Origin of the sequence: Legionella shakespearei DSM 23087 (genome assembly GCF_000373765.1) — a bacterium.
Lineage (GTDB): Bacteria > Pseudomonadota > Gammaproteobacteria > Legionellales > Legionellaceae > Legionella > Legionella shakespearei.
Genome location: NZ_KB892426.1, coordinates 101,269 through 123,431 on the forward strand (window position 1 = coordinate 101,269; position 22,163 = coordinate 123,431).

A 22,163-nucleotide genomic window follows, 5' to 3' on the forward strand; every position below is an offset into this window, starting at 1 on the left:
GTAACCCCGTCTCGAAGCATACTCAGGGCAAAAATCCTCTGCCAATGCTTCGAGACGGCGCAAAAAGCCGCGCCTCCTCAGCACGAACGGATTGTGCGAGTGCAAAAAAAGTTATGGTGTTGTTCAGAACAGATGTGAATTGGAAATAAGGGTTTTATTAGCCCCTCCCACTCACCGGCCCGTTCGTGCTGAGGAGGGGTGGAAACCCCGTCTCGAAGCAGGCACAAGGCAAAAAATCTGTGCCAATGCTTCGAGACGGCGCAAAAAGCCGCGCCTCCTCAGCACGAACGGATTGTGCGAGTGCAAAAAAAGTTATGGTGTTGTTCAGAACAGATGTGAATTGGAAATAAGGGTTTTATTAGCCCCTCCCACTCACCGGCCCGTTCGTGCTGAGGAGGGGTGGGAACCCCGTCTCGAAGCATACTCAGGGCAAAAAACTTTGCAATGCTTCGAGGCTGAGCAAAAAGGCCACGCCGCCTCAGCACGAACGGATTTCGCAAATACAACAATGTTAGTTCATCCAGAACTTACGTTAATGTGTATAATTAATAATAGTGACTTCACCCAATGCAAGTTTTCGGAGAACACCATGATTAACCCCTTAAAATATAAACCCAAAGGTGATAAACAGAATTCCGAATATTTTCATGAATACAAAACAAAAATTCTGGAACGACGCCTGGCCTCAGGACTCGAAGAGTTATATGGAGATATGTGCGCGGTGCTGGTGCAAGTACAGACCGGCGATGCGATTAATTATCTCAAAGAACTCTATTACATGACTCCCTATCGTTACGCTCGAAGCTACATTAGCGATACGCATAAATTCTACTGTCTGGAAAATACAAAAGATTCACCAGCTTTCATCATCCTTGAACCATTAGACCCTAATTTTCGTGATGACATCACGCGTTTAAACAAAATGTACCCTAATTCAAGAGAGAAATTTAATGCGCGTTATGTAGGGGAAATTTACCATTGCAAACACAAAGATGAAATTCGCAAAATTTTAACCTCACATAATTTTTATTTTGCCGATCCAGGAATGACTGAAAACAAATTTTATTGCAGTAAAGCCATTCATTTCACCCGCTTATCTGACTTTACGTACAACAGTGTCGGTTACATGGACGCTTCCATTTTTGATTACGATAGCCTTGAACTTGGCCAGCGCTTTTACCTGACTAAAGAACAAGAACGCATTTTGGATGCAGAGGATAAAATCAGTCATGATAATGGTACCAGAAGCTTGCTCAAAGGCATTGATCACATGGCAACCCGAATTCTGGCGGGTGAACGTGAAGACGCCATTTTAGAGTTTCTCTGCCTCTCACGCTATTATTTCTGGGGCGCTTATAATATTTATGACATGAATTCATCAACCAATGTAAATCGCAACCCGCATGGCCATGACATCAGATCACCAGCTAAAGTCTTTACTGCGAATAATACCCCCTTTATGGTGAATTCCTTTGAGAACCTCCCCATGCCCACAGAAACCTTCGTCCGCAATTACGGCAGGAGAATGCACCATATAGCCTACGAAGTAAAAGACGGTGATCATGCTTCTGGGAAAAAAAACATAGATTATGTCGTAGAAACTCTGCGGGATGATATGAATATTGAATTTCTGGCTCAAGTATTTGGCGCCTGTACAGACACCCCTGATTTGAAACAGATCTTTTCCAAACACTCCCAATATTCTTTGTTAATTACAGAATATGTAGAGCGTTGCCACGGCTTTGATGGCTTTTTCACCAAAGAAAACGTGGCGGCATTAACAGAAGCAGCCAGCCTCGATGAGACTCTGGCACTCCATCACAAAAAAGAAAGCATTATTGGGGATTAGCCCTAGCCCGTTCCATCCCGGTTGCAAGCAACCGGGATAAAATATTACCTGCTCTTATAACTCCAGAATTTCGGCAACGCATAACAAGACAAACCAACACCAATAATACAAAGAATCCCACCTGAAATCAGTGCCGTACTGATACCGAATCCGGCAGCAACAAATCCCGCTCTGGCATCGCCCAACCGTGGGCCACTCAAATAACTCAGCATTTCAATTCCAGCCAAACGCCCACGTAATTCTACAGGAATTGTACTATTCCATAATGCAACCCTGAAAATCCCACTAATTGCATCAAAAGCACCTGATAAAGCCAGGAAAAAGAGAGCTAACCAAAGGGAGTTTGACAGGCCAAAACCAATGATAGAAGCTCCCCATAACGCTGCAGCAATAGCGATTGCTTTTCCATCCTGGGTAACTTTTGAAGTCCAGCCGCTGACAAAAGAAACAATCAGTGAGCCCACTGCGGGTGCTGAATAGAGCAATCCTAAGGTTTGCGCCCCACCATAAACCTGTGCAATAGCGGGTAGGAGCGCATTAGGCATAGCGAAAACCATAGCAATGAAATCAACAAAATAGCTGCCAATTAATTCCTGACGGCTAAAGGCAAAACGCACACCTTCTTTTAGAGAAGACATAATAGATGGATGCTCTTCAACAACCGGTTTAGGAATGGAGTGCATGAGGCATACACAGAGTATTGATATAAGAAAGGTTGTTAAATCAATAAGATACGTGATAACGATCCCATGTTGTGCAATGATTAAACCGGCAATTGCAGGGCCAACAATCATACAAAAGCTGAATTTAAAACTGGTAAGAGCACCTACGTTTTTGTAATCCTTTGGTTTCACTATTTGTTGGACAATACTGTCAAGAGCAGGGCGATGTAATCCGGTAATCGCTGAAAGCAGCATGGCTACAGCGAAAATCACATAGACATTGGGAGCATCTGTTAAGGAGTTAAGTGCCAATACCAGACAACCTACCGCCAGTAATAATTCACTCAGAATAATCAGCCCACGTCTGTTGTAACGATCAGCCATTACCCCGCCAACCAATGCAGTAAACAACAGAGGAAGCAGTTGAACCAAACTGAGTAAGCCCACCATCATGGTCGACTGGGTGATGTGATATATCTGATAGGGAAGGGCAACATAACTAATCATCGTGCCCGCAAAGGAGATGAACTGCCCCAAATAAAGCAAGCGAAAATCGCGATTCTTTTTAAGCAGCGACAGATCCAGCAAGTGACTCATTTAGATATCCATAGTGTGATTTGAACAGTCCCGAATGGAACATCGAAAGCATTTTATGCTTTTTTTGAAATGGAGTACATAGCCATTCCTCGATCCACGTCGTCCTGAGCGCGTCTTTTTGCGCGAAGGATCTCCTGAAAGCGGCATGGTGCCAGTGTGGAGATCCTTCACGCAAAAAGACGCGCTCAGGATGACGGGGATCGGGCTATGGTTCTTCCGGACGACTCTCCAACCAATACCGAGCTATATCCATACGTCTGGCTATCCAGATATTCTGGAATTGCATTATATAAGCTATAAACTGACTTAAGGCCATGCAATTTCCCGCTTTTCCGCTAAGTCTGGGATGCAACCCAATAGTCATTATGGCAGTGCGATTTTCCTGATACAGATAATCAAAAGTGCTTTTTAAATGCTGATAAAAGTCATTACCGGAGGCAAAACCTGGGGACGTAGTAAAACGAAAATCATTGCAATCCAGCGAATAGGGGATAACCAAATGCTGGCCTATTTTATAAGGCAAATCATCAGCATAACTGTCTGAATCATAAAGAAAACCGCCAATTTCCAATAATAAATCACGCGTATGTTTACTGCGCCGTCCTGTATACCAGCCTATGGGTCTTTGGTTTGTTAATTGCTCTATAGTGTCAATGCAGCGGTATATATGCTTTTTTTCTGTAGACCTGGGTACTTTGTCATAATTGATCCAACGCCAGCCATGTCCTGCCACCTCATGCCGGGAATCGGTCAGATAGGCAGAAAATTCCGGATTAAGAGTCAGAGCATAACCAGTGGCAAAAAAGGTTAAGGGAAGATAATGGGAATCAAACAAACGCAGCAGGCGCCATATGCCCACGCGACTGCCATACTCATAAAATGATTCCATGCTGTAATTACGTTCCCCTTTGGGCTTTTTGCTAAAGGGAAAATCACTGCCATAGGTTTCTGCTTCTGAATCGCCATTGACAGGAGATAGCTCGGAACCCTCTTCATAATTGATAACAAAATTAATGGCTATTCTGGCTTTATTGGGCCATTCAATTTGTGGCGGATGAGATCCATATCCTTTGAGATCGCGGGTCATTCATCATCCCAATTCAAAAGAAGTGATGCCATAAATCTGTTTTATGGCTAATCGTGGTTCTTCCTTGAGATACATCCGTGCAGTGGCAAACACTTTAGTCATTTTATAGTGATTTACCAAATCAACCGCTGATGGATTATTCTCGGGAATATCCAGAAAAATCACATTACTTTTACTGTAATGAGCAAGATTACTCAACAGAATATTAGCGATTTTGGGGCTATCAGCAAATAAAGGTCCAATTTTAAAGCCTTGCTGACAGGCTCTGATTACGCCATATCCCTTAAGCTGATTCTCTGCAACATAGCCCAGTGCCAGGCCTTGCTTTTGATGTATCCAGCACTTTAAAAACTGGGGGCGCAATGTAGGAAAATGCAATCGGTCATAAGCGGATAGCTGGCTAAAATCAATTGTATCAAGTGGCACAATATGTGGGTCAGCTAAAACAGGTTCATCCAGGCTATCCAGTTGATAACGGGCATTATTATGGGCAAATTGGTAACCAATACGAGCATATTTATCCAACATAGTCATCACGCCATCAATGCCTGCATTCCTGCGCCCTATATACTCCAGCCTGTGTTCCGTTAATTCCAATCCATAACCCTTATCCCTATAGGCTTTATCAACAATATAAAAGCCGCAAAAAGCAAAATCATCGTCATAGACAACGGCAGAACCAACAGCAATGATTTGGCCATTGAGTTTCCCTGCAAAAAAGCCATGAGGATCAGTCTGGTAAAAGCAATAAGCATCTTGCAAGCCTGGATTCCATCCCTCTCTGGCAGCCCAGTCAACAGCTGTTTGCACTTCCCCTTTACTCATTGTTTCGATACGATAGTGATCCATTATTATTGCACTTTGATTTGTATCCCTTAATTATAGGAGTTGTTCCTGATTTAGCATAATTCATCAAGAACGTATAATTATGTTAAAATATAAAAAATGATACTCTCTGAGGAAGAACTTGTGACACTGATTTTTATATCTGGCACTATTGCCTTCATTACTTCCTTCATAGGTTTGCTGCCGCAAATTTTTAAGGCAATAAAAACCAAATCCACGCAGGACATTTCCATGATCATGCTAATTAATTATCTGATCTGCTCTCTGGCCTGGATTGTCTATGGCGGCAGTACCGATTCCTTTTTTGTTTTAAGCTCTAATGTAGTAGGGCTGATTATAAGTTTATTATTAATTATATTGAAAAGACGCTATGACTCTCGAACTGTCCAGCTTTAAAGGATATAAATCCATTCTCTGTCTCAATGGCGAATTGCCCGAAGCCCGCTTTTTTAAAGCGACAAACCTGCCAGTGGTCGCTGCAGATGGCGCCGCAAACAGTTTGCATGTGCTAGGCATTAAACCTCATATTATTATTGGTGATCTTGATTCAGTTCTGCCTTCTTTATTGCAGGACACAGCGTTTATACATTTACCCGAGCAAAACAGTAACGACTATCAAAAAACAATGGCCTATCTGCATGAAAACAATTTATTACCCAGCATCATCGTGGGAATAAATGGAGGCTATCTGGATCACGTTTTGAATAACATTAATATTTTTATGGGCGGCAATTGCCTTTTATATGCGCCACCATTAAAAGGCTTTGTCTTGAACGAGAAAAAGCGCATCAGCCTTTCGCTAACAGAGCATACAAAAATATCATTATTAGGAATTCCTGCTGCTATAGTGTCTTCCAAAGGCCTGAAATGGGAACTAAACAACAGCCCACTCACTTTTCCCGGTAACAACTCTTGTTATAATCGAACCGTGTCAGAGCAAGTCGAAATTAAGAACCATCAAGGTGAAGTATTAGTACTGATTTATGAAGGTACCATTACCGATGCTGGCGGCAAAGCTTAATTATTGTTTCTAATTGTGTCACGAAACCCTGAATGCTTTTATAATCTGCCAAAGTCATCATATTCAGCATTCCGATTTAAAATCTTCGAACTTGCCGCCTGTGCTTCGAGGAATTTCATTGACATAATTAAATATGAAATTAAATGGATGTTCAAAAATCATCATCAGTTTTTCTCTTAATTGATCTTCTTCGAGTGAGGTAAAATGCTTTCCAGTAAGATTTACTTCAAGTTCCATTAGTGATTTTTGAACAACCTGGAATTGCCTGTTGGAAAATAAATCCATAAGGCGTACGCCATTGTTGGCAAAAGAGGGCCAAACCTGTCTGCCATCAGGAAGGTGGAGCATATTACGCTGTCTTCCCAAAACCTGTTTTAAGATGGGTAAAGTGCGTCCGCAGACGCAAGGTTCGCCTGGTATTGCATAATCCCCAATTTGATAACGTATTAGTGGTGAAGAAAAATTATGTAATGGAGTTACAATCACTTTTCCTGGCTCATTTACCGCGCAGGGCTTACCTTGATCATTGAGAATTTCTACCAAAATATTTTCTGACTGGATGTGATAATGATCGCTTTCAGGACATTGCAATGCGATATATCCTGTTTCTTTCGCTGAATAGTTATCAATGAGAGAGATCCCAAGAATCTCTTTCACCAAGGTACGCAATGATGGCTCTACAATTTCACTGTGTGTGTGAACTTTTTTTAATTTATCTGGTTTTTTCCCATGTTGGGCAAAATAACCGATAATTGCTTTTAAGGTTGATGGATTACAATTTAAATAATCTGGATTGACTCGCAACAACCACTCTGCCTCCTCTTCAACAGAACAAAAAGACAAATGATAGCATGTTCCTGTTTCGCCAAAAGCATATGTAGCGGGACTCCAATGTTGATAACTTGTACCCTGTGGAGGTGCCGCGGGATTATCTTTTGCCGTTTCATAGAAACCATAACGAATTGTTGCGAACGATTTATTAAATTCATCTTTATGCCATAAATGATTTCTTAATGAAATCGCATTCCAGAAAAATTGTGTGGCAACATTCCCTTTTATTGTTACAGGATGCCCGGTGGATCCACTGGTAGAGAGTAATTCGGATGGTTCATGCCCAGGGGGAACCTTTTCTGCAAACAGGGCAGAATCTGCTTGTTGTATGTCTGTTCGAGTTAAAATAGGCAACTCTTCCCATAGGTTTGCCAAATCGTGCCAATCAGAGATAAAGGGCAAATGCGCGAATTTTTCCTGGTAATAAGGAACAAATTGGCGGGCAAAATTAAATAGTGTTGTAAGTTGCCTGAATTGGAACTCCTTAATATTAGCCTCAGGCAGTTTTTCGGTTACATCAAAATGGGCTAATTGGTAATAAAGTTGAGCAGCCATAGGACTGATTATCTCTGGCCAAACAATTCCCGGAATGGTGCTGCGCATGGAGATAGGAAATAAGTTTTTCATGTTATGTTCATTCTATGAGATACAAATTGAGGTACGTCCACCAGAAGCCTGTATTGGCTCTGGTGGAAGAAAATATTAAAGGCAATCAGTCAACATTTTAACACCTAAAAATGGCCCTTGATTGCTAAAATTACTGCTTTGAGAGAGCACATTAGCCGTTGCAAAACCTTCGCCGCCTACTGACCCCACAAGCAAGGGACGCTCAATCGCATGAATATATGTTTCAGCCTGCCAGCCAGTTTCAAGAGTAAAAAGTGTTGTGCTTCCTTCTCCGCCAATAAGCCCCATTTTATTCGTATAATTGATTCCAAGTCGCAAGCCCAGCTTGGGGACTGTAACATGCCGATCAGCAAAAGTATAAGAAAAGTCAGTTGACTCTAAAGAAACATCTCTGTTTCCAATAAGTAAGGCCGTGTTTCCATCCGCAAATAAGGTAAAATGCTGAGTCAAATCATAAAATATATTCGCTTCAACGCGTGGTCCAACGCCTCGAAAAGCACTATGGCCAGTGCGTTCGTACCAGCGGTTTGGTATTGGAAAGCCAGCAACAGTAAGATCTGAATTAATTTCAGCGTAGTTGATACCCGCACCGTATCTTACCCGCCATTTGTCAGACACCATATGGGTGTGAGCAAACACGCCGGACACTTCATCATAATCAAAATTGACACGTCCATTAACAAATGGCCAATCAGCAGGAACCCATCTGGGTTCGCTTTCAAATGGAGTGCTGTTTGCATCTTTAGTATGAAGACGCTGCCAGGAAAGGCGTATTTCATTATCATTGCTGAAACTCATTCCACCGAAAAGATTGAACCCCCAGCTATAATCCGGATTTATATTGATTGTTGATGCGGCATATGAAGTTGGACTGGTACGCAAGGCATATGCAAAATCCAAATCGCCATTACGTGGTTGCAAATATAATGCATCAATTCCAATGAAATACCCTTTGTCTGCTTTATGCTTATCATAGGCTTCACCTGCCCACGCCATTTGTATAGTGCCTATGTTGCTTAAGACCAAAATACTAAGTGTTGTTTTCTTTAAAGCAGACATATCCTCTCCTTGTTTATTGATAATGTAAATAATTTATAAAAAATACTTTATTAAGAATTGATTACCTTATCATTGACCTGTTTTTATATCAAATAATTATTCCTGTTATGCTCAACCAGAATTAAAAATTATAATTCAGGCCTGCTCTTATTATGTTACTACTGACACGGGAATTAATTCGATAATTTACTGGCGCACCCAGATAGGATCTGCCGATTGAATCCATATTAATAGCGCCTAAATCAACATAAAGGTATTCTGCTTTAAAAGAGACGTGCTGATCTACTGCATATTCCAAACCCACACCGCCTGACCAACCAAACTTATTTTTATTGTAATTCGCTCGTGTACACCAGACAGAATCACAATCACCAAAAATCTCCCTCTGATCAAAAGCAAATTTGGTTTTACCCCAGGCCGGGCCCGCAGTAACATAAATTAAAAAGTCATTCCAGGCCAATTTTCCAAGACGGCCTCTTAAGGTCATCATGCGGCTGATATTTATATCTGTACTGGTTGTTATTTGGCTATAATAGTCGGGATCGGAATCAACGATTAAAGACACACCATTTGAACCACTGATATGTGCATAACTTAAATCAGACTCTATCCCCGCGACAACTCTGTCTTTCTGCCAATTATATCCGAGTTGACCGCCACCAATAAAACCTCTTCTCTGTAAATTTAAAGCATTAGGAGTGAAGTCTTGTAATGCCTGGGCGGCGAATGATACAGGGGCAATCGACACTATGTCATAATTAGTTCCATAGCCTGCGTTCGCGCCAATATAAAATCCTGTCCAGGAGAAATTGGCAGGATCTTTAGTATCCGCTATAACAGGATTGTTATTAAATGTATAATTTGCCTGCAATATGAGGCCGTATCTATATTGCTTTACATCTATAGGTTGTGCCTGTCCCGCAAAAGCAGCAGTTTCCTCAAAATGGGCAAATCCATTCGTAAAAATATACCACCAGCGTGCTCCTATACCTAGCGCCAGGTCCTGAGTGACGCTCCAATTTAAAATCGCATCCAGTTGTACGCCATTGCCCTTGCCGTCATTTAAAAAACCGCGAATATCAGGACGCAAATTATGATAGTCATTGCCGCGTAAATTACTACGTATATAAGCTACATCAGTATTTAATGCATGCTTATCTGTTAAATGTATCGTACTGTTTATACCTAAACGTAAAGCATCCCATTCAGCAGTATTGTTCATTCCATTTACTTCGGAAGCTATAGATGGCACACAGAAATCACCCCCAGCTGTCTGGTAACAGCCATAATCATTATAGTGCTCCATCCAGTGAAAATACCCAATAAAGCCGCCAGCTTGCCAATTTTGATAATTTAAAAAATTATATCCTAAATCCACAGTTACGTAATTAAGGACGCCACTTTTCTGTTGGCCTAAAGTATCTGAATAGGAAATATCAACAGGAAAATCTTCATCTCTTGTCGAACCCTTATTAATCGAACCACCGCCAAAATATCCCTTCAAAAAAAAGCCCTGTTCATGACTGAGTCGCCAAAATCCCTCCGCAGCATTACTTGTTGCATCGCTATAAGTTATTCTCGATATCAACTGATCCGTAAAATCATGTAAATTAAATACATATTTGCTGGTACTAAGCCAATAACGGATTCCAGCATCGAATTGCCAGGAAGAACTGACTTTATTTTCTATATTGCCATCTTTTGACTTATCCACAGCAGCATAGCTGCTAGATGCTAATAAAAAAAGCAATATTCCTTTTTGTAATGAACCATCAAATAAGTACATACAGTATCCTCATGATAAAGTAAAAGATCTTTTTACAGTAAAAACAGCAGGTTGGCAATAAACTGCATGTAATAATGCCGGATTTGCTGTCACTATCGACTTATGTTTGTGACAGCACATACAGCACTAAGCAGATATTGATCATGAAATATATCTTCATGAAAATATTCATTTTCTATCATTCTTGACACATGCAAAAACACTGGTAATACTATCAGTACGTATTGTTCAGTTTGAACGATGCAAGCATCTTTATTTAACAACTCAAAGCATGAGTTATAAATAAATGGAACAAATAAGAATCTAGTGGAGGCCAAAAAATGTTTTTTTTAAAAAAAACAGCCGTAGCAGTACTTGTTTTAGGAAGTGGTACCGTATTTGCAGGTACGATGGGACCTGTGTGTACTCCGGGAAATGTGACTGTACCTTGTGAAAGAAGTGCATGGGATATAGGTGTTAGCGCACTTTATTTACAACCCCAATACAGCGCTGCTGCTGGCTATCACAGCGTAGCTCCTTTAAATGGATTAAATCATTACTATGATTGGGATCTTGATTGGAACTGGGGTTTCAATGTGGAAGGCTCATACCACTTTAACACTGGTAATGATCTTACCGTTAGCTGGTATCATCTGGATGCAGATACAAAGGGGCCTTATTTTATTGTTGAAGATCCTGAGGCAAGATTTGTTCATAACAATAAATGGGATGCTGTTAACGTTGAATTGGGACAATTCGTAGATTTCAGCGCTAACAAAAAAATGCGTTTTCATGGCGGCGTGCAATATGCTCGTATCAAAACTGACGTAAGCAATTATGTAGGCACAACATTTGCTGATAGTTTCTCTTCTGAATTCAGCGGTTTTGGCCCACGTACCGGTCTGGATATGAATTACGTATTCGGTAATGGTTTTGGTATCTATGCCAAAGGAGCAGCAGCTATTCTAGTTGGCACCAGCAAATTTAATGATGGTGTGGCCTCAGTAGCTGGTGTAGCTCGTCCAACAAGCTATGGTTCCAAAAATTCAATCACACCTGAGGTTGAAGCCAAGTTAGGTATTAACTATATCTATGCAATGGCTCAGGGAGATTTAACCCTGGATGCTGGTTACATGTGGTTTAACTACTTTAATGCATTACATACAACTGTAGCGGCTGGTAGTATTGACCCTGTATTGGGCGAAACTAATTTTGCAGCATCTGGCCCTTACATTGGCTTGAAGTATGTGGGCAATGTTTAAGGATATTCAAAAAGACGATGATTATTGGGCTCACAAAAAGCAGAATTTTGCATTTGCTGTCTGAGCTTTATATGCGGTTCTGTTAAAGACAGGAAACCATATCAAAGTTTCCAGATTTCTATGACAGAACCCAATAATCCTATGGAGACAAAGCATTCTTTCGTATGCAAATTAGTTGCCTCGGTTTCTTACCATTTGATTATGCTTAAATCACATTTGTTCGGAGAAATTAAGTTCCCACTTTTTCTTAATTTCTCTGAAAAAAAAGGAGAGATTTTATCATCATCAAGGTATCGTCGATTTAACTAATTCGAATCAGGGGATCACGTTCTTCCAATTTAGTTCTTTTGCGCATCTATAGTAAGCGAGACCTTACTATAGATGCCAGGAGAACTATCATTAATACTTCTCTGACCCAATCAACTTGTGATGCAATCGTTTCAGAAATTTGTCCCAATTGGATAGCACCAATGACGTTTAAACGATTTATACGTTTCGATATGCATTGATACAACCGTAAAGCCCGACTAATTTGAGGGCAGAACACAGTTCCTGCCAGCATAACTGTTCCGCTTCCTGACGGTCGCGGCTCGGTTTTCGTGCGTTCGTATTGACTTCATCGTGCACCGAAAACCGAGCCGCGACCGTCAGGAAGCGGAATTTTTGCTGAGGACAGAGCCTGATTTAGTGCGTAGCCCGGTCTGCTTGCAGCCGGGATGGTTCCACTTCGATCCTGGCTGCAAGCAGATTGCAGGACACAGCGTTTATACATTTACCCGAGCAAGACAGTAACGATTATCAAAAAACAATGGCCTATCTATTGAGAACCATCAAGGCGAAATATTAGTACTGATTTATGAAGGTACCATTCTCGATGCTGGCGGTAAAGCTTAATTATTCATACTATGTTCTAACACAAAGCATATATTAAATGTATAGGATTTAAAAATGAGTGAAACCACATATATCTGCGTTTTTTTGGGAGCAAAAGAAGGGAAGAGTCCTGTTTATCGTTCCAATGCCAGATTATTAGGATTGGAACTGGCAAAACAGAATTGTACACTGGTTTATGGTGGCGCTCGTAATGGTTTAATGGGTGTACTCGCGGATGCTGTGTTAGATGCCGGAGGAAAAGCCATTGGTGTTATGCCAACTTCTCTAGCCAGCGAATTGCATCACGATCAACTCACCAAATTGCATGTCGTTGAATCCATGCAGGATAGAAAAGCGTTAATGTCTGAGTTAGCAGATGCTTTTGTATTTTTTCCGGGTGGTTTAGGTACTTTTGAAGAGCTGTTTGAAGTTTGGAGTGCCAAGAAAATAGGTATTCATGACAAACCATTGGGTTTTCTGAACATTAATGGGTATTACAATCACTTATTTCATTTTCTAAGAACTTGTTCGGAAGAACATTTTATTACCGAAAATCAGTTACAGCAGGTTTCAATCATGGACAATCCGGCTGAATTGATAAAACATACAAAAGAGCAGATTCAGCAAGGGGTATGCGAGGCAATAACTTGAATAGCGATGTAGCCCGGTTGCTCGCAACCGGGAAACTGGCTTGAAGCACCAGCCCTTTGAGAACACTATCTGGCTCCCTCGGTTTGTCCGAGGGAGCCAGGGTTCAAGACAGAAATACAGTTCCTGCCAGTCTAAACTGTTCCGCTTCCTGACGGTCGCGGCTCGGTTTCCGTGCGTTTGTATATACTTCATCGTGCACCGGAAACCGAGCCGCGACTGTTAAGGAGCGGAATTTTTGTTGCGGCACAAAGCATGATTTAATGCGTAAAATACATGAGGTAATTCGTGCTGTGGGGACGCCGTTTATGAGTTCTTTGTGCAAGGTATCGAGTAGCTTTGTAATTTGAAATGGCGCGCCCGGAAGGATTCGAACCTCCGACCCTTTGGTTCGTAGCCAAATACTCTATCCAACTGAGCTACGGGCGCGTTGATTGGCGGAGAGAGAGGGATTCGAACCCTCGATGGGATTTCTCCCATACTCCCTTAGCAGGGGAGCGCCTTCGACCACTCGGCCATCTCTCCAATCAATGGAAGCGAAGTATATCAGGAATTTATTTGCCGTCAATAATTCTATAAATTTTAAGTGAAATTTTATTTATTTTTTAGGGGCTGTTGACATTTCGTTTTAGGAATCAAAAGAAGTTCAGAAATGCTAACAGAGATTGCAGCCTTAAAAATATCTTGTCTGACCATCAAAAAAGCATAGCATTTTTTTTAATAAAAAAGTGTGATATTACATTATTTTTTAGTCAGATATTTGTCTTCTATGTGGTATGTAACGTTACTGGAATATCTTGCAACCAGAATATGTCCGAAAGATGCTGCTAATGCAGTTTTGTTTATGAATAACTGGATTCGCCTTCTGGAAAATGAATTTTATGATACGGGTTGTCTGGAACTTTCGGTTATTACTGGCCTGGCGACAGATCTTCACAAGTATTCTAAAGAAAATCAGGGGAGGGGCAGGTCTTTGGCGCAATTTGCTCAAAAGTGTGTCGGACTCACCCTATTACATGTCAAAAGTACCGAGGACGATTCGGTTTATAGTTCTGACTTCATTTACATGTTAAATAGCGAACATATCCTGGAATCTCTTGATGTTGAGAAACAAATACTCGCTATGAGAAAGCAATATCTGCTTGGTACAAAAACTCACAGAAAAGTAAAATCGCTTTCCTCTTTAACTGACCTGAACATGTATGTCGATAACAGAACCGTTTTAAACGCAGTACTTCTTACCGATATTTTGAATGACTGTGAACGAAGGGCGTTTAAAGATCTGGATTATCTGGTTAAAGCAGATATTAACAATCTCGCTCCTTTACTTAATGAATTCTTAAACCAGACAGAACATCCGGAAAAGTTCCTCACAAACCTGTATATTTATCTATTACCTTACAGAAACAGAGACCAAACTACTTCAATACGGCAGCTCATTGATGCAATCCGCCGATACAGTAAGGCATTAGACTCTGATGCTAATAAAAGTGAGCGTCCAAGGGGGCATGATCGTCGGGAACCAGAGAAATTTACTGAATCAGGCCGTCGCAAAGAGGGTTCTTTAAATTCATCCCGGTTGCAGTCAGGTAAAAAGCGCAACAGCTCAATAAAATTTAATCTTATTCCCCGGTTGGATCTGGATCTGCTGCCTCGTTACAATCCAGAAATTATCAACTTATGTACTGCTCTTGAGGCCTATTCAGAAAAAATTCCTGAGAATCGCTATTCTTTTTATACGCACAACTTCAGGAAGTACAAATCAGAGGTTGAGCTTATAGTCTGTGACATATTAAAAGGAAATTTACTCAGTGTAGCGGCAATCGTCAGGGAATTGAAAAAAATTAACATTGCCAGCACCGATGAGCTTTGGACCATCATCGATTTATATGATAAAACCGTCACAGAAAAAAGCATGGCCTTCAATTCCAAAATGTAAGAGTACATGTGGCAGGCCATGAGTGGTCTTTAAATTTATCCATAAAAATCAACTTAAAATTTCCAAATTTGGAGGATTACTGCTACTCTTTAATCCTGTAAATTTGCTTAGGGTAAACACCCACAATAACCTGTAATACAGGTACGGATGAAGGAGGACTAATGAAACATCAGTCAAATTTAAGTGGTCGAGAAGTGTATGTTGTTGATGGAAACCGTACACCGTTTCTTAAAGCGAAAGGCGTTGGCCCGTTTACCGGATCTGACCTCGCTGTTGCTGCTGGTAAAGCATTATTAAACCGTCAACCTTTCTCCCCGACAGAATTGGATGAAGTTATCATTGGTAGCGCAATGCCTGGCCCCGATGAGGCTAATATTGCCCGAGTAGTTGCTTTGCGCTTAGGTTGTGGTGACAAGGTGCCGGCTTTTACCGTAATGCGTAATTGTGCCTCTGGAATGCAGGCGATTGATAATGCCGCAATACAAATAGCCAGCGGCCGCAGTAATCTGGTTCTTGCAGGTGGCACCGATGCTATGAGTCATGCTCCATTATTATTCAACCAAAAAATGGCTTCGTGGCTTGCTAACTGGTTTGCTGCCAAAAGCATGGGGCAAAAAGTTGGCCTGATAACCCAGTTCAGACCCTCTTTTCTTGCTCCGGTAATTGCCTTGCTTAGAGGTCTTACCGATCCTATAGTTGGTTTGAATATGGGGCAAACCGCTGAAAAGGTTGCATACAGATTTAATATTACCAGAGAGCAAATGGATGAATTTGCTGTTCAAAGCCATTTAAAATTAGCCGCTGCTTACGATGAAAACAGAATGTCTGAGGTCTCTGCTATTATTGATCCCAAAGGAAAAATTTATCCTCAGGATGATGGTGTGCGGCCAGATTCTACTGTAGAAAAGCTTTCTAAATTAAAACCCTTCTTTGATAAAAAATACGGAATGGTGACTCCAGGTAACAGCTCTCAGATTACTGATGGTGCCTGTTTATTATTATTGGCCAGCGCTGAGGCTGTAAAAAAATACAAGTTAAAAGTGATTGGGCGCATCGTTGATTCTCAATGGGCTGCTTTGGATCCGTCGCAAATGGGACTTGGGCCTGTTCATGCCGCAACACCAATTCTGGAGCGGCACAAATTGAAACCCCAGGATATGGATTGCTGGGAAATTAACGAAGCCTTTGCTGCACAGGTTCTTGGTTGTGTTGCCGCCTGGAATGATGAAGAGTATTGCAAAACTCAATTAGGATTGAACGAAGTCATGGGCGGCCCGTCGCTGGATAAGCTAAACCGAGAGGGTGGTGCTATTGCAGCCGGTCATCCCATAGGTGCAAGTGGTGCCCGGATTGTATTGCATGTATTAAAATCTTTGGAACAAAGAAACGAAACGCGAGGTATGGCTTCCATTTGTATCGGTGGTGGACAGGGTGGGGCTATGTATCTTGAACGAGTGACTGAGGTGAAAGGACATGAATAATTACAAACATTGGGAACTTCAACGAGACAAAGACGCGATTCTCTGGTTAGGTTTTAACAGAGAAGGTGCCGCAGTAAATACGATTAATGAAGAAGTGCTGGATGAGCTGAACAGTTTGTTACAGGAAATTGCTCAAGACAAAAAAGCTATAGGTCTGGTGATTTATTCTCTTAAAGATAAGGGATTTATTGCTGGTGCTGATGTGAATGCATTTTCACAGTTTGAAAATGCGGCTCAGGCAGTAGATTTTCTGCAAAAAGGCCAGGCTGTATTTTCGCGCCTGCAGGCTTTATCTATACCAAGTGTTGCGATGATAGATGGTTTTTGCATGGGTGGTGGTTATGAACTGGCTCTTGCTTGTACCTATCGTATTGCATCTGATGAAAAAGACACGCGAATCGGGCTTCCTGAAGTAATGCTGGGTATTCACCCAGGTTGGGGCGGTACGGTGAGATTACCTCAGCTTATTGGTGGTTTTAAAGCACTGTCTCAGGTCATTCTCACAGGAAGCGCAATTGCCTCACCAAAAGCTAAAGCGTTGGGTATGGTTGATGATGTTGTTCCTGTTCGCCAATTAAAGAGAGCCGCCGTCTATTTCATTAAAAACAGGCCGCCAAAGCATAAACCATCCTTTATTGATGGTTTGACTAATAGTTCATGGCTCAGAAAGCCTATTGCTTATTTATTACGTTATAACGTCGCCAAGCGCGTACGTAAGGAACACTATCCCGCTCCCTATGCAGTGATTGATCTTTGGGAGAAAGAGGGCGGGGTTGGCGACAGGGCTTATTTAAAGGAAGCTGATTCTGTCGAGCAATTAGTGTCCAAGGGCGATACTTCAAAAAATCTGATCCGTGCCTTCCATTTGCGCGAACGTTTAAAGAGCTTTGCCAAAGACAGTCATTTTAAAGCAAAACATGTTCACGTTATTGGTGCTGGTGTCATGGGGGGAGATATTGCTGCCTGGTGTGCATTAAAGGGCATTCAGGTGACATTGCAAGATAAAACGTATGCACAAATAGCTCCTGCTATTGGCAGAGCTCATGCGCTGTATAAGAAGAAACTGCGCAAACCCAGATTGATTCAGGCGGCAATGGATAACCTGACTCCTGATCCCGAAGGGCACGGTGTAGCGAGAGCTGATGTTATTATCGAAGCAGTATTTGAGAATCTGGCTGTCAAGCAGGAAATAATGAAGTCTGTAGAGCAAAGGGCGCAGAAGGATGCCATTATTGCGACCAATACTTCCAGTATTCCATTAGATGAAATCAGCACAGCGATAAGTAAGCCTGAGCGCCTGGTGGGAATTCACTTCTTCAATCCAGTGGCTAAAATGGATCTGGTTGAAGTGGTAAGCAGTTCTAAAACCGCCAAAAAGGTTCAGCAGAATTCATGTGCTTTCGTGAATCAAATTGGAAAATTGCCTTTGCCGGTAAAATCGAGTCCAGGCTTTTTAGTGAACCGCGTTTTAATGCCTTATCTGATGGAATGTGTGCAATTGCTTGAAGAGGGCTATAGTGCGGAAACTATTGATGAAGCGGCTTTGAACTTCGGTATGTTTATGGGACCTGTTGAGTTAGCTGATACAGTAGGAATGGATGTATGCCTGGCTGTGGCTGAAAATTTAACGGGCCATTTCGGTGGAACAGTACCGCAGAAATTACGTGATATGGTCAGTGCCGGTAAATTGGGTCGTAAAACGGGTGAAGGTTTTTATCGTTATAAAAACGGTAAACCAATTAAAAAGCGTCCTGCTGCCCAAATTGATAAAAGCATAGCTGATCGATTGATTCTTCGTATGGTCAATGAGTCTGCTGCGTGTTTACGCGAAGGCGTTGTTGCTGATTCAGATCTGCTTGATGCGGGAATGATTTTCGCCACAGGCTTCGCACCATTCCGTGGTGGCCCTATGAACTATGCTAAAGATTTCGGCAAAGATAAGCTGGAAACTTTATTTAAAACCTTCGAGTCAAAATATGGCGAGCGTTTTAAAGTGGATAATAGTCTCTAGTCGTAGCCCGGTTGCTTGCAACCGGGATCACCTCCACAATCACACATCCCATCCCGGTTGCAAGCAACCGGGCTACGGATTGTTCCAAATCTGCTTTTTGTTGAGAAACATACGCATGAAGAGTAAATGTATCAATGCAATAAAATATTCACTTCTGTGTTTTTGCCTAAGTACCACCACTCATGCAACTGTGTTTGTACTACCAGCCTCAGGAGATGTTATTGGTGAGCTACAACATACTGCTTCGCGTATCAATGAAACTATAGATGAGGCAGGCAGACGTTTTAATGTGGGTTATTATGAAATGGTGCATGCTAATCCTCAGGTTGATGCAATACATACATTACCTGCCCATACAAAATTATTAGTTCCAACCCAATATATTCTGCCTGATGTACCCCGTACCGGCATAGTCATCAATCTTGCGGAATACCGACTTTACTATTTTCCTCCAGATGAGAACATAGTTATAACTTTTCCCGTAGGTATTGGAAAAGAAGGATGGAATACTCCATTGGGGTTCACAAAAGTCACTGCTAAAACAACTAATCCCATCTGGAGGCCAACTCCGAAGCTACTTGCTGCGGCTGAAGAGCTTGGCGCACCACTTCCTGATGAATTTCCTTCAGGAGTTGATAATCCTCTGGGTAAATATGCATTACGTCTCGGCTGGCCTGCATATCTTATCCATGGAACAAACCGAACTGATGGCGTAGGTGCCAGAGTGAGTGCTGGTTGTATTCGCATGTTGCCGGAAGATATAGAGGAGTTATATAGTTTGGTATCCGTAGGTACTTCGGTCAGAGTCATTAACGAGCCCGTAAAAATCGGCAGACAAGATGATAGACTGCTGATACAAATGTATCCCTTATTGAAGGGAATGCAAAGCCGTAATCTCAATAAAATCCTCCACGCTAAATTGCATAAAGCAGGGATAAATGCAGTGCTGGATAATAAATTAATAAGCCATGAACTCTCTTATCCTTCAGGATTGATAAAAAGCGTTAAAGGATGAATGCACCACAATCCCGTGTAAGTTCATGCAAAAAAGCTGTAGCCTTGATGCAGCGATAGCGAAATCAAGGTTTACTTATTTAAGATCTGCAAGTGAAGGAAAACCTTGATTACGCTGTCGCTCTGAGTGATCCTCTCATATTGAGTACCACTCAGACCTATGCAGGATCGCCTTCCCCTCTCCGGGGGAAGGTGCCCGACAGGGCGGATGGGGGGATCAAAAAAGGAGTTTCTATTAAATAGACCATTTTGTTTTAGACCTTTCTACCTTAAATAAGTTCTCTTTTTGATCCCCCCACCCGCCCTGTCGGGCACCCTCCCCCGGAGGTGGAGGGGCTACTTGCGCTGATCATCCTGCTTATTTGCATCTTTTTACAGGTTAAAATTATGAGAGGATCACTCAGCGCTGTCGCTGCATCAAGGCTACAAAACATTCAAAACTAGATGCATTAGCCCTTTAAGTATTGCGATTAAATCCCAGTCTCGGCTCGGATTGTCTGATATGGAGCAATATGTAATAACTAATCCCGACAATAATAAATGCAGCTACTACATCAATGGGATAATGCCAGCCCAACAACACACATGCGGCAATGAGAAAACAATTAATTATTAATAAAAACGCGCAGGCAATCGGCCATTCTTTCAGTAGATAAACACACAACAGTGCCCATATGGTATGAAAGGACGGAAGGGCGATTAAACCTCCTTCATTTGTTGTTGGAATTATGTGATTGTGTATCTGGTTAAATTTAAGTCCTGTAGCAATTTGTTCTGGCGAAAACAAAGGACTGTCCAACACACTGGCGGGAGCGGTTGTAGGGAAAAAATAATACACTAAAAATCCAATCAAGGTAGTCGTCAGCAAAAGAAAATAATAGTCTCTCAAAAGAGAAAATCTGCCACTGACAATAACGCATAAGGGCAGAAAGCTCATTTGATAAGGAAGTGTGTCATAGGCAATGGCTAAGATATTTTTTAATAAGGGGTGTCTGCTTGTCCATTCCATAACAGCAATCAGATTGACATTGAAATAAGATTCAAATGCTACAAGTTCCTTATCCACAGGGTGAAATGGAGTAAGCTGAACAGCATTAGTCGCGAAAGCAATCACAGCCATAATGATAAAAAAGTACAGAATTTCAATACACGATTTGCTTGCTCTGTTTTCTTTACCAAAGAAAATAACTAATCCTGAATAAGCCAGCAAAATAATCAAGGCAATTGCTGCTGTATGATCCGGGAAATAATTGTTCCCCGGAAATTTATACTTTAATGAATTGATAATAAAAGAAAGAGAAGCCAGAAATAGAATCAACCCGGACAGAAGGAATAAATATCTGTTGTGATTCAATTTCATGTATATAAAAGGTTACTCAGTAGTATTAAGAAGTTCTTTTTGCTTAATCGCATGAAAAATCTCTTCCCTGTGCACATTGATTGTTCTTGGAGCATCAACACCAAATTTAATATTCCCATGCTCTTGTGTTTTAAAGGCTAAAATTTTAACTACAGTATCGGCAACTCGGATTATTAAAGGTTCTTCAAATTGAAGAGAAATGATATCCATCAAAAACCTCGTTATTTTATAATTAGTTATATGTTAAGGTCACAACATCCATTAAGTGAACGGTAACCTAATTTGATAACACTTGTCACTATATTTATAGCAAATTAAGAAGAATTTATGGTTTATGAGAGTGTTAATTGTACATATGTGGATAATATGAGCATGTTAGTGGTTATATAGTAGATTGTCGACCACCTAAACGGTCATGTAGCCCGTATTAGGCGCCAGCCGTAATACGGGATCGAAGTGGCAAGAAACTACTTCCCGTATTACGGTTATCGCCTAATACGGGCTACTGAACGGTATAAATCATGTACATATGTGAGTTCTTCTCTTTATTTATTGTAACAATTAGTCAAATAAGTTATGATTGGCAGCTTTTTAAAACCTTGCCTTACTGAATTTTATAAAAACAGAAGGCTTTATCCACAAGGAGAAACCATGAGACATTACGAAATTATGTTTCTTGTGCACCCTGATCAAAGCGAACAAGTACCAGCAATGGTTGAGCGTTATGAAGGGATCATAAGCAAGCACAATGGCATCATTCACCGTAAAGAAGATTTGGGACGCCGTCAACTAGCGTATCCAATCAATGATGTTCACAAAGCTCATTACATTTTATTGAATATCGAATGTAATCTTGAAGCACTGGAAGAAATTAAAAATGCATTCAAATTTAACGATGCAATTTTAAGAAACCTAATCACAGTTCAAAAACAAGCGATTACTACTGAATCCGTGTTGATGAAGAAAGAAAAAGAATCCAGAGCAGCTTAAGGGGAAACATTTATGTCAGCTTATTTTCGTAGAAAAAAAATGTGCCGATTCAGTGCTGAAGGCGGCAATGAAATTGATTACAAAGACATCAATTTATTAAAAAACTATATTTCTGAAACAGGTAAAATTGTACCTAGCCGTATCACTGGTACACAAACCCGTTTTCAAAGACAATTAGCAAAAGCAATCAAGCATGCCCGATTCATCGGTTTACTGCCTTATTGCGACAGCCACAGATAAT

At 41.2% G+C, this 22,163-nt stretch carries 19 protein-coding genes and 2 tRNA genes; 11 read left to right on the forward strand and 10 right to left on the reverse strand.

Features of this window, described 5'->3' with window-relative positions; all coding sequences use genetic code 11:
- Positions 1-589 precede the first annotated feature (589 nt).
- Complete coding sequence (locus B094_RS0112685; RefSeq protein ID WP_018578188.1) at positions 590-1,849, forward strand: hypothetical protein; 1,260 nt, start codon at positions 590-592, stop codon at positions 1,847-1,849.
- A 44-nt stretch (positions 1,850-1,893) separates the two neighbouring features.
- On the opposite strand, the gene B094_RS0112690 is transcribed toward B094_RS0112685, so the two are convergent.
- From B094_RS0112690 to B094_RS0112700, 3 genes are all read right to left on the reverse strand, one after another.
- Positions 1,894-3,108 (reverse strand): MFS transporter, encoded by a 1,215-nt coding sequence (locus B094_RS0112690; RefSeq protein ID WP_018578189.1) that lies wholly within the window; start codon positions 3,106-3,108, stop codon positions 1,894-1,896.
- A 205-nt stretch (positions 3,109-3,313) separates the two neighbouring features.
- Positions 3,314-4,195 (reverse strand): polysaccharide deacetylase family protein, encoded by an 882-nt coding sequence (locus B094_RS0112695; RefSeq protein ID WP_018578190.1) that lies wholly within the window; start codon positions 4,193-4,195, stop codon positions 3,314-3,316.
- 3 nt (positions 4,196-4,198) lie between these two features.
- On the reverse strand, positions 4,199-5,044 hold the full coding sequence (locus B094_RS0112700; RefSeq protein WP_040524312.1) for a GNAT family N-acetyltransferase: 846 nt from the start codon (positions 5,042-5,044) through the stop codon (positions 4,199-4,201).
- A gap of 96 nt (positions 5,045-5,140) precedes the next feature.
- On the opposite strand from B094_RS0112700, the gene B094_RS0112705 reads away from it, so the two are divergent.
- Positions 5,141-5,437, forward strand: coding sequence for a SemiSWEET family sugar transporter (locus tag B094_RS0112705; protein WP_040524314.1), 297 nt, complete (start codon positions 5,141-5,143; stop codon positions 5,435-5,437).
- Positions 5,412-6,062, forward strand: coding sequence for a thiamine diphosphokinase (locus B094_RS0112710; protein WP_018578193.1), 651 nt, complete (start codon positions 5,412-5,414; stop codon positions 6,060-6,062). Before B094_RS0112705 ends, B094_RS0112710 begins: the two co-directional genes overlap by 26 nt.
- Positions 6,063-6,125: 63 nt before the next feature.
- Here the strand turns inward: B094_RS0112710 and B094_RS0112715 are convergent, their stop codons facing one another.
- The 3 genes from B094_RS0112715 to B094_RS0112725 all read right to left on the reverse strand — a co-directional run bounded on the left by B094_RS0112715 (position 6,126) and on the right by B094_RS0112725 (position 10,365).
- A complete protein-coding gene (locus tag B094_RS0112715) occupies positions 6,126-7,520 on the reverse strand; it encodes a phenylacetate--CoA ligase family protein (protein WP_018578194.1) in 1,395 nt (464 codons plus the stop codon).
- A 75-nt stretch (positions 7,521-7,595) separates the two neighbouring features.
- Positions 7,596-8,579 carry an Lpg1974 family pore-forming outer membrane protein gene (locus B094_RS0112720; RefSeq protein ID WP_018578195.1) on the reverse strand — a complete coding sequence of 328 codons (984 nt, stop codon included), beginning with the start codon at positions 8,577-8,579 and terminating at the stop codon, positions 7,596-7,598.
- A gap of 121 nt (positions 8,580-8,700) precedes the next feature.
- Positions 8,701-10,365, reverse strand: a complete 1,665-nt coding sequence (locus B094_RS0112725) for an outer membrane protein (protein WP_018578196.1) — start codon at positions 10,363-10,365, stop codon at positions 8,701-8,703.
- Positions 10,366-10,685: 320 nt separating this feature from the next.
- Here B094_RS0112725 and B094_RS0112730 point away from each other — a divergent pair, with 320 nt between their 5' ends.
- Together B094_RS0112730 and B094_RS0112735 are read left to right on the forward strand one after the other, a co-directional pair.
- Entirely contained in the window at positions 10,686-11,606 is a 921-nt protein-coding gene (locus B094_RS0112730) for an Lpg1974 family pore-forming outer membrane protein (RefSeq protein ID WP_018578197.1), read from the forward strand.
- Between the two features lie 948 nt (positions 11,607-12,554).
- A complete protein-coding gene (locus B094_RS0112735; protein ID WP_018578198.1) occupies positions 12,555-13,130 on the forward strand; it encodes an LOG family protein in 576 nt (191 codons plus the stop codon).
- 349 nt (positions 13,131-13,479) lie between these two features.
- Here the strand turns inward: B094_RS0112735 and B094_RS0112740 are convergent.
- Both B094_RS0112740 and B094_RS0112745 read right to left on the reverse strand, forming a co-directional pair.
- Positions 13,480-13,556, reverse strand: a tRNA-Arg gene (locus B094_RS0112740).
- Positions 13,557-13,562: 6 nt separating this feature from the next.
- Positions 13,563-13,652, reverse strand: a tRNA-Ser gene (locus B094_RS0112745).
- A gap of 244 nt (positions 13,653-13,896) precedes the next feature.
- On the opposite strand from B094_RS0112745, the gene B094_RS0112750 reads away from it, so the two are divergent.
- The 4 genes from B094_RS0112750 (at position 13,897) to B094_RS0112765 (ending at position 19,573) form a co-directional block, all read left to right on the forward strand.
- Entirely contained in the window at positions 13,897-15,066 is a 1,170-nt protein-coding gene (locus B094_RS0112750) for a hypothetical protein (RefSeq protein ID WP_018578199.1), read from the forward strand.
- Positions 15,067-15,227: 161 nt separating this feature from the next.
- The gene (locus B094_RS0112755) at positions 15,228-16,547 is read left to right on the forward strand and encodes an acetyl-CoA C-acetyltransferase (protein ID WP_018578200.1); all 1,320 of its coding nucleotides are present in this window, start codon (positions 15,228-15,230) and stop codon (positions 16,545-16,547) included.
- Positions 16,540-18,558 (forward strand): 3-hydroxyacyl-CoA dehydrogenase NAD-binding domain-containing protein, encoded by a 2,019-nt coding sequence (locus tag B094_RS0112760; protein ID WP_018578201.1) that lies wholly within the window; start codon positions 16,540-16,542, stop codon positions 18,556-18,558. The genes B094_RS0112755 and B094_RS0112760 overlap by 8 nt, the downstream gene beginning before the upstream one ends.
- Before the next feature lie 115 nt (positions 18,559-18,673).
- A complete protein-coding gene (locus B094_RS0112765) occupies positions 18,674-19,573 on the forward strand; it encodes a L,D-transpeptidase family protein (RefSeq protein WP_018578202.1) in 900 nt (299 codons plus the stop codon).
- Between the two features lie 456 nt (positions 19,574-20,029).
- Here B094_RS0112765 and B094_RS0112770 read toward each other — a convergent pair whose 3' ends face one another.
- Together B094_RS0112770 and B094_RS0112775 are read right to left on the reverse strand one after the other, a co-directional pair.
- Complete coding sequence (locus tag B094_RS0112770) at positions 20,030-20,932, reverse strand: phosphatase PAP2 family protein (RefSeq protein WP_018578203.1); 903 nt, start codon at positions 20,930-20,932, stop codon at positions 20,030-20,032.
- A 12-nt stretch (positions 20,933-20,944) separates the two neighbouring features.
- A complete protein-coding gene (locus B094_RS0112775) occupies positions 20,945-21,142 on the reverse strand; it encodes a carbon storage regulator (RefSeq protein ID WP_018578204.1) in 198 nt (65 codons plus the stop codon).
- A gap of 441 nt (positions 21,143-21,583) precedes the next feature.
- Between B094_RS0112775 and rpsF the strand changes: the two genes are divergently transcribed.
- Complete coding sequence (gene rpsF / locus B094_RS0112780; RefSeq protein ID WP_018578205.1) at positions 21,584-21,922, forward strand: 30S ribosomal protein S6; 339 nt, start codon at positions 21,584-21,586, stop codon at positions 21,920-21,922.
- Between the two features lie 12 nt (positions 21,923-21,934).
- Positions 21,935-22,162 carry a 30S ribosomal protein S18 gene (rpsR, locus tag B094_RS0112785; RefSeq protein ID WP_018578206.1) on the forward strand — a complete coding sequence of 76 codons (228 nt, stop codon included), beginning with the start codon at positions 21,935-21,937 and terminating at the stop codon, positions 22,160-22,162.
- Position 22,163: the final 1 nt, after the last annotated feature.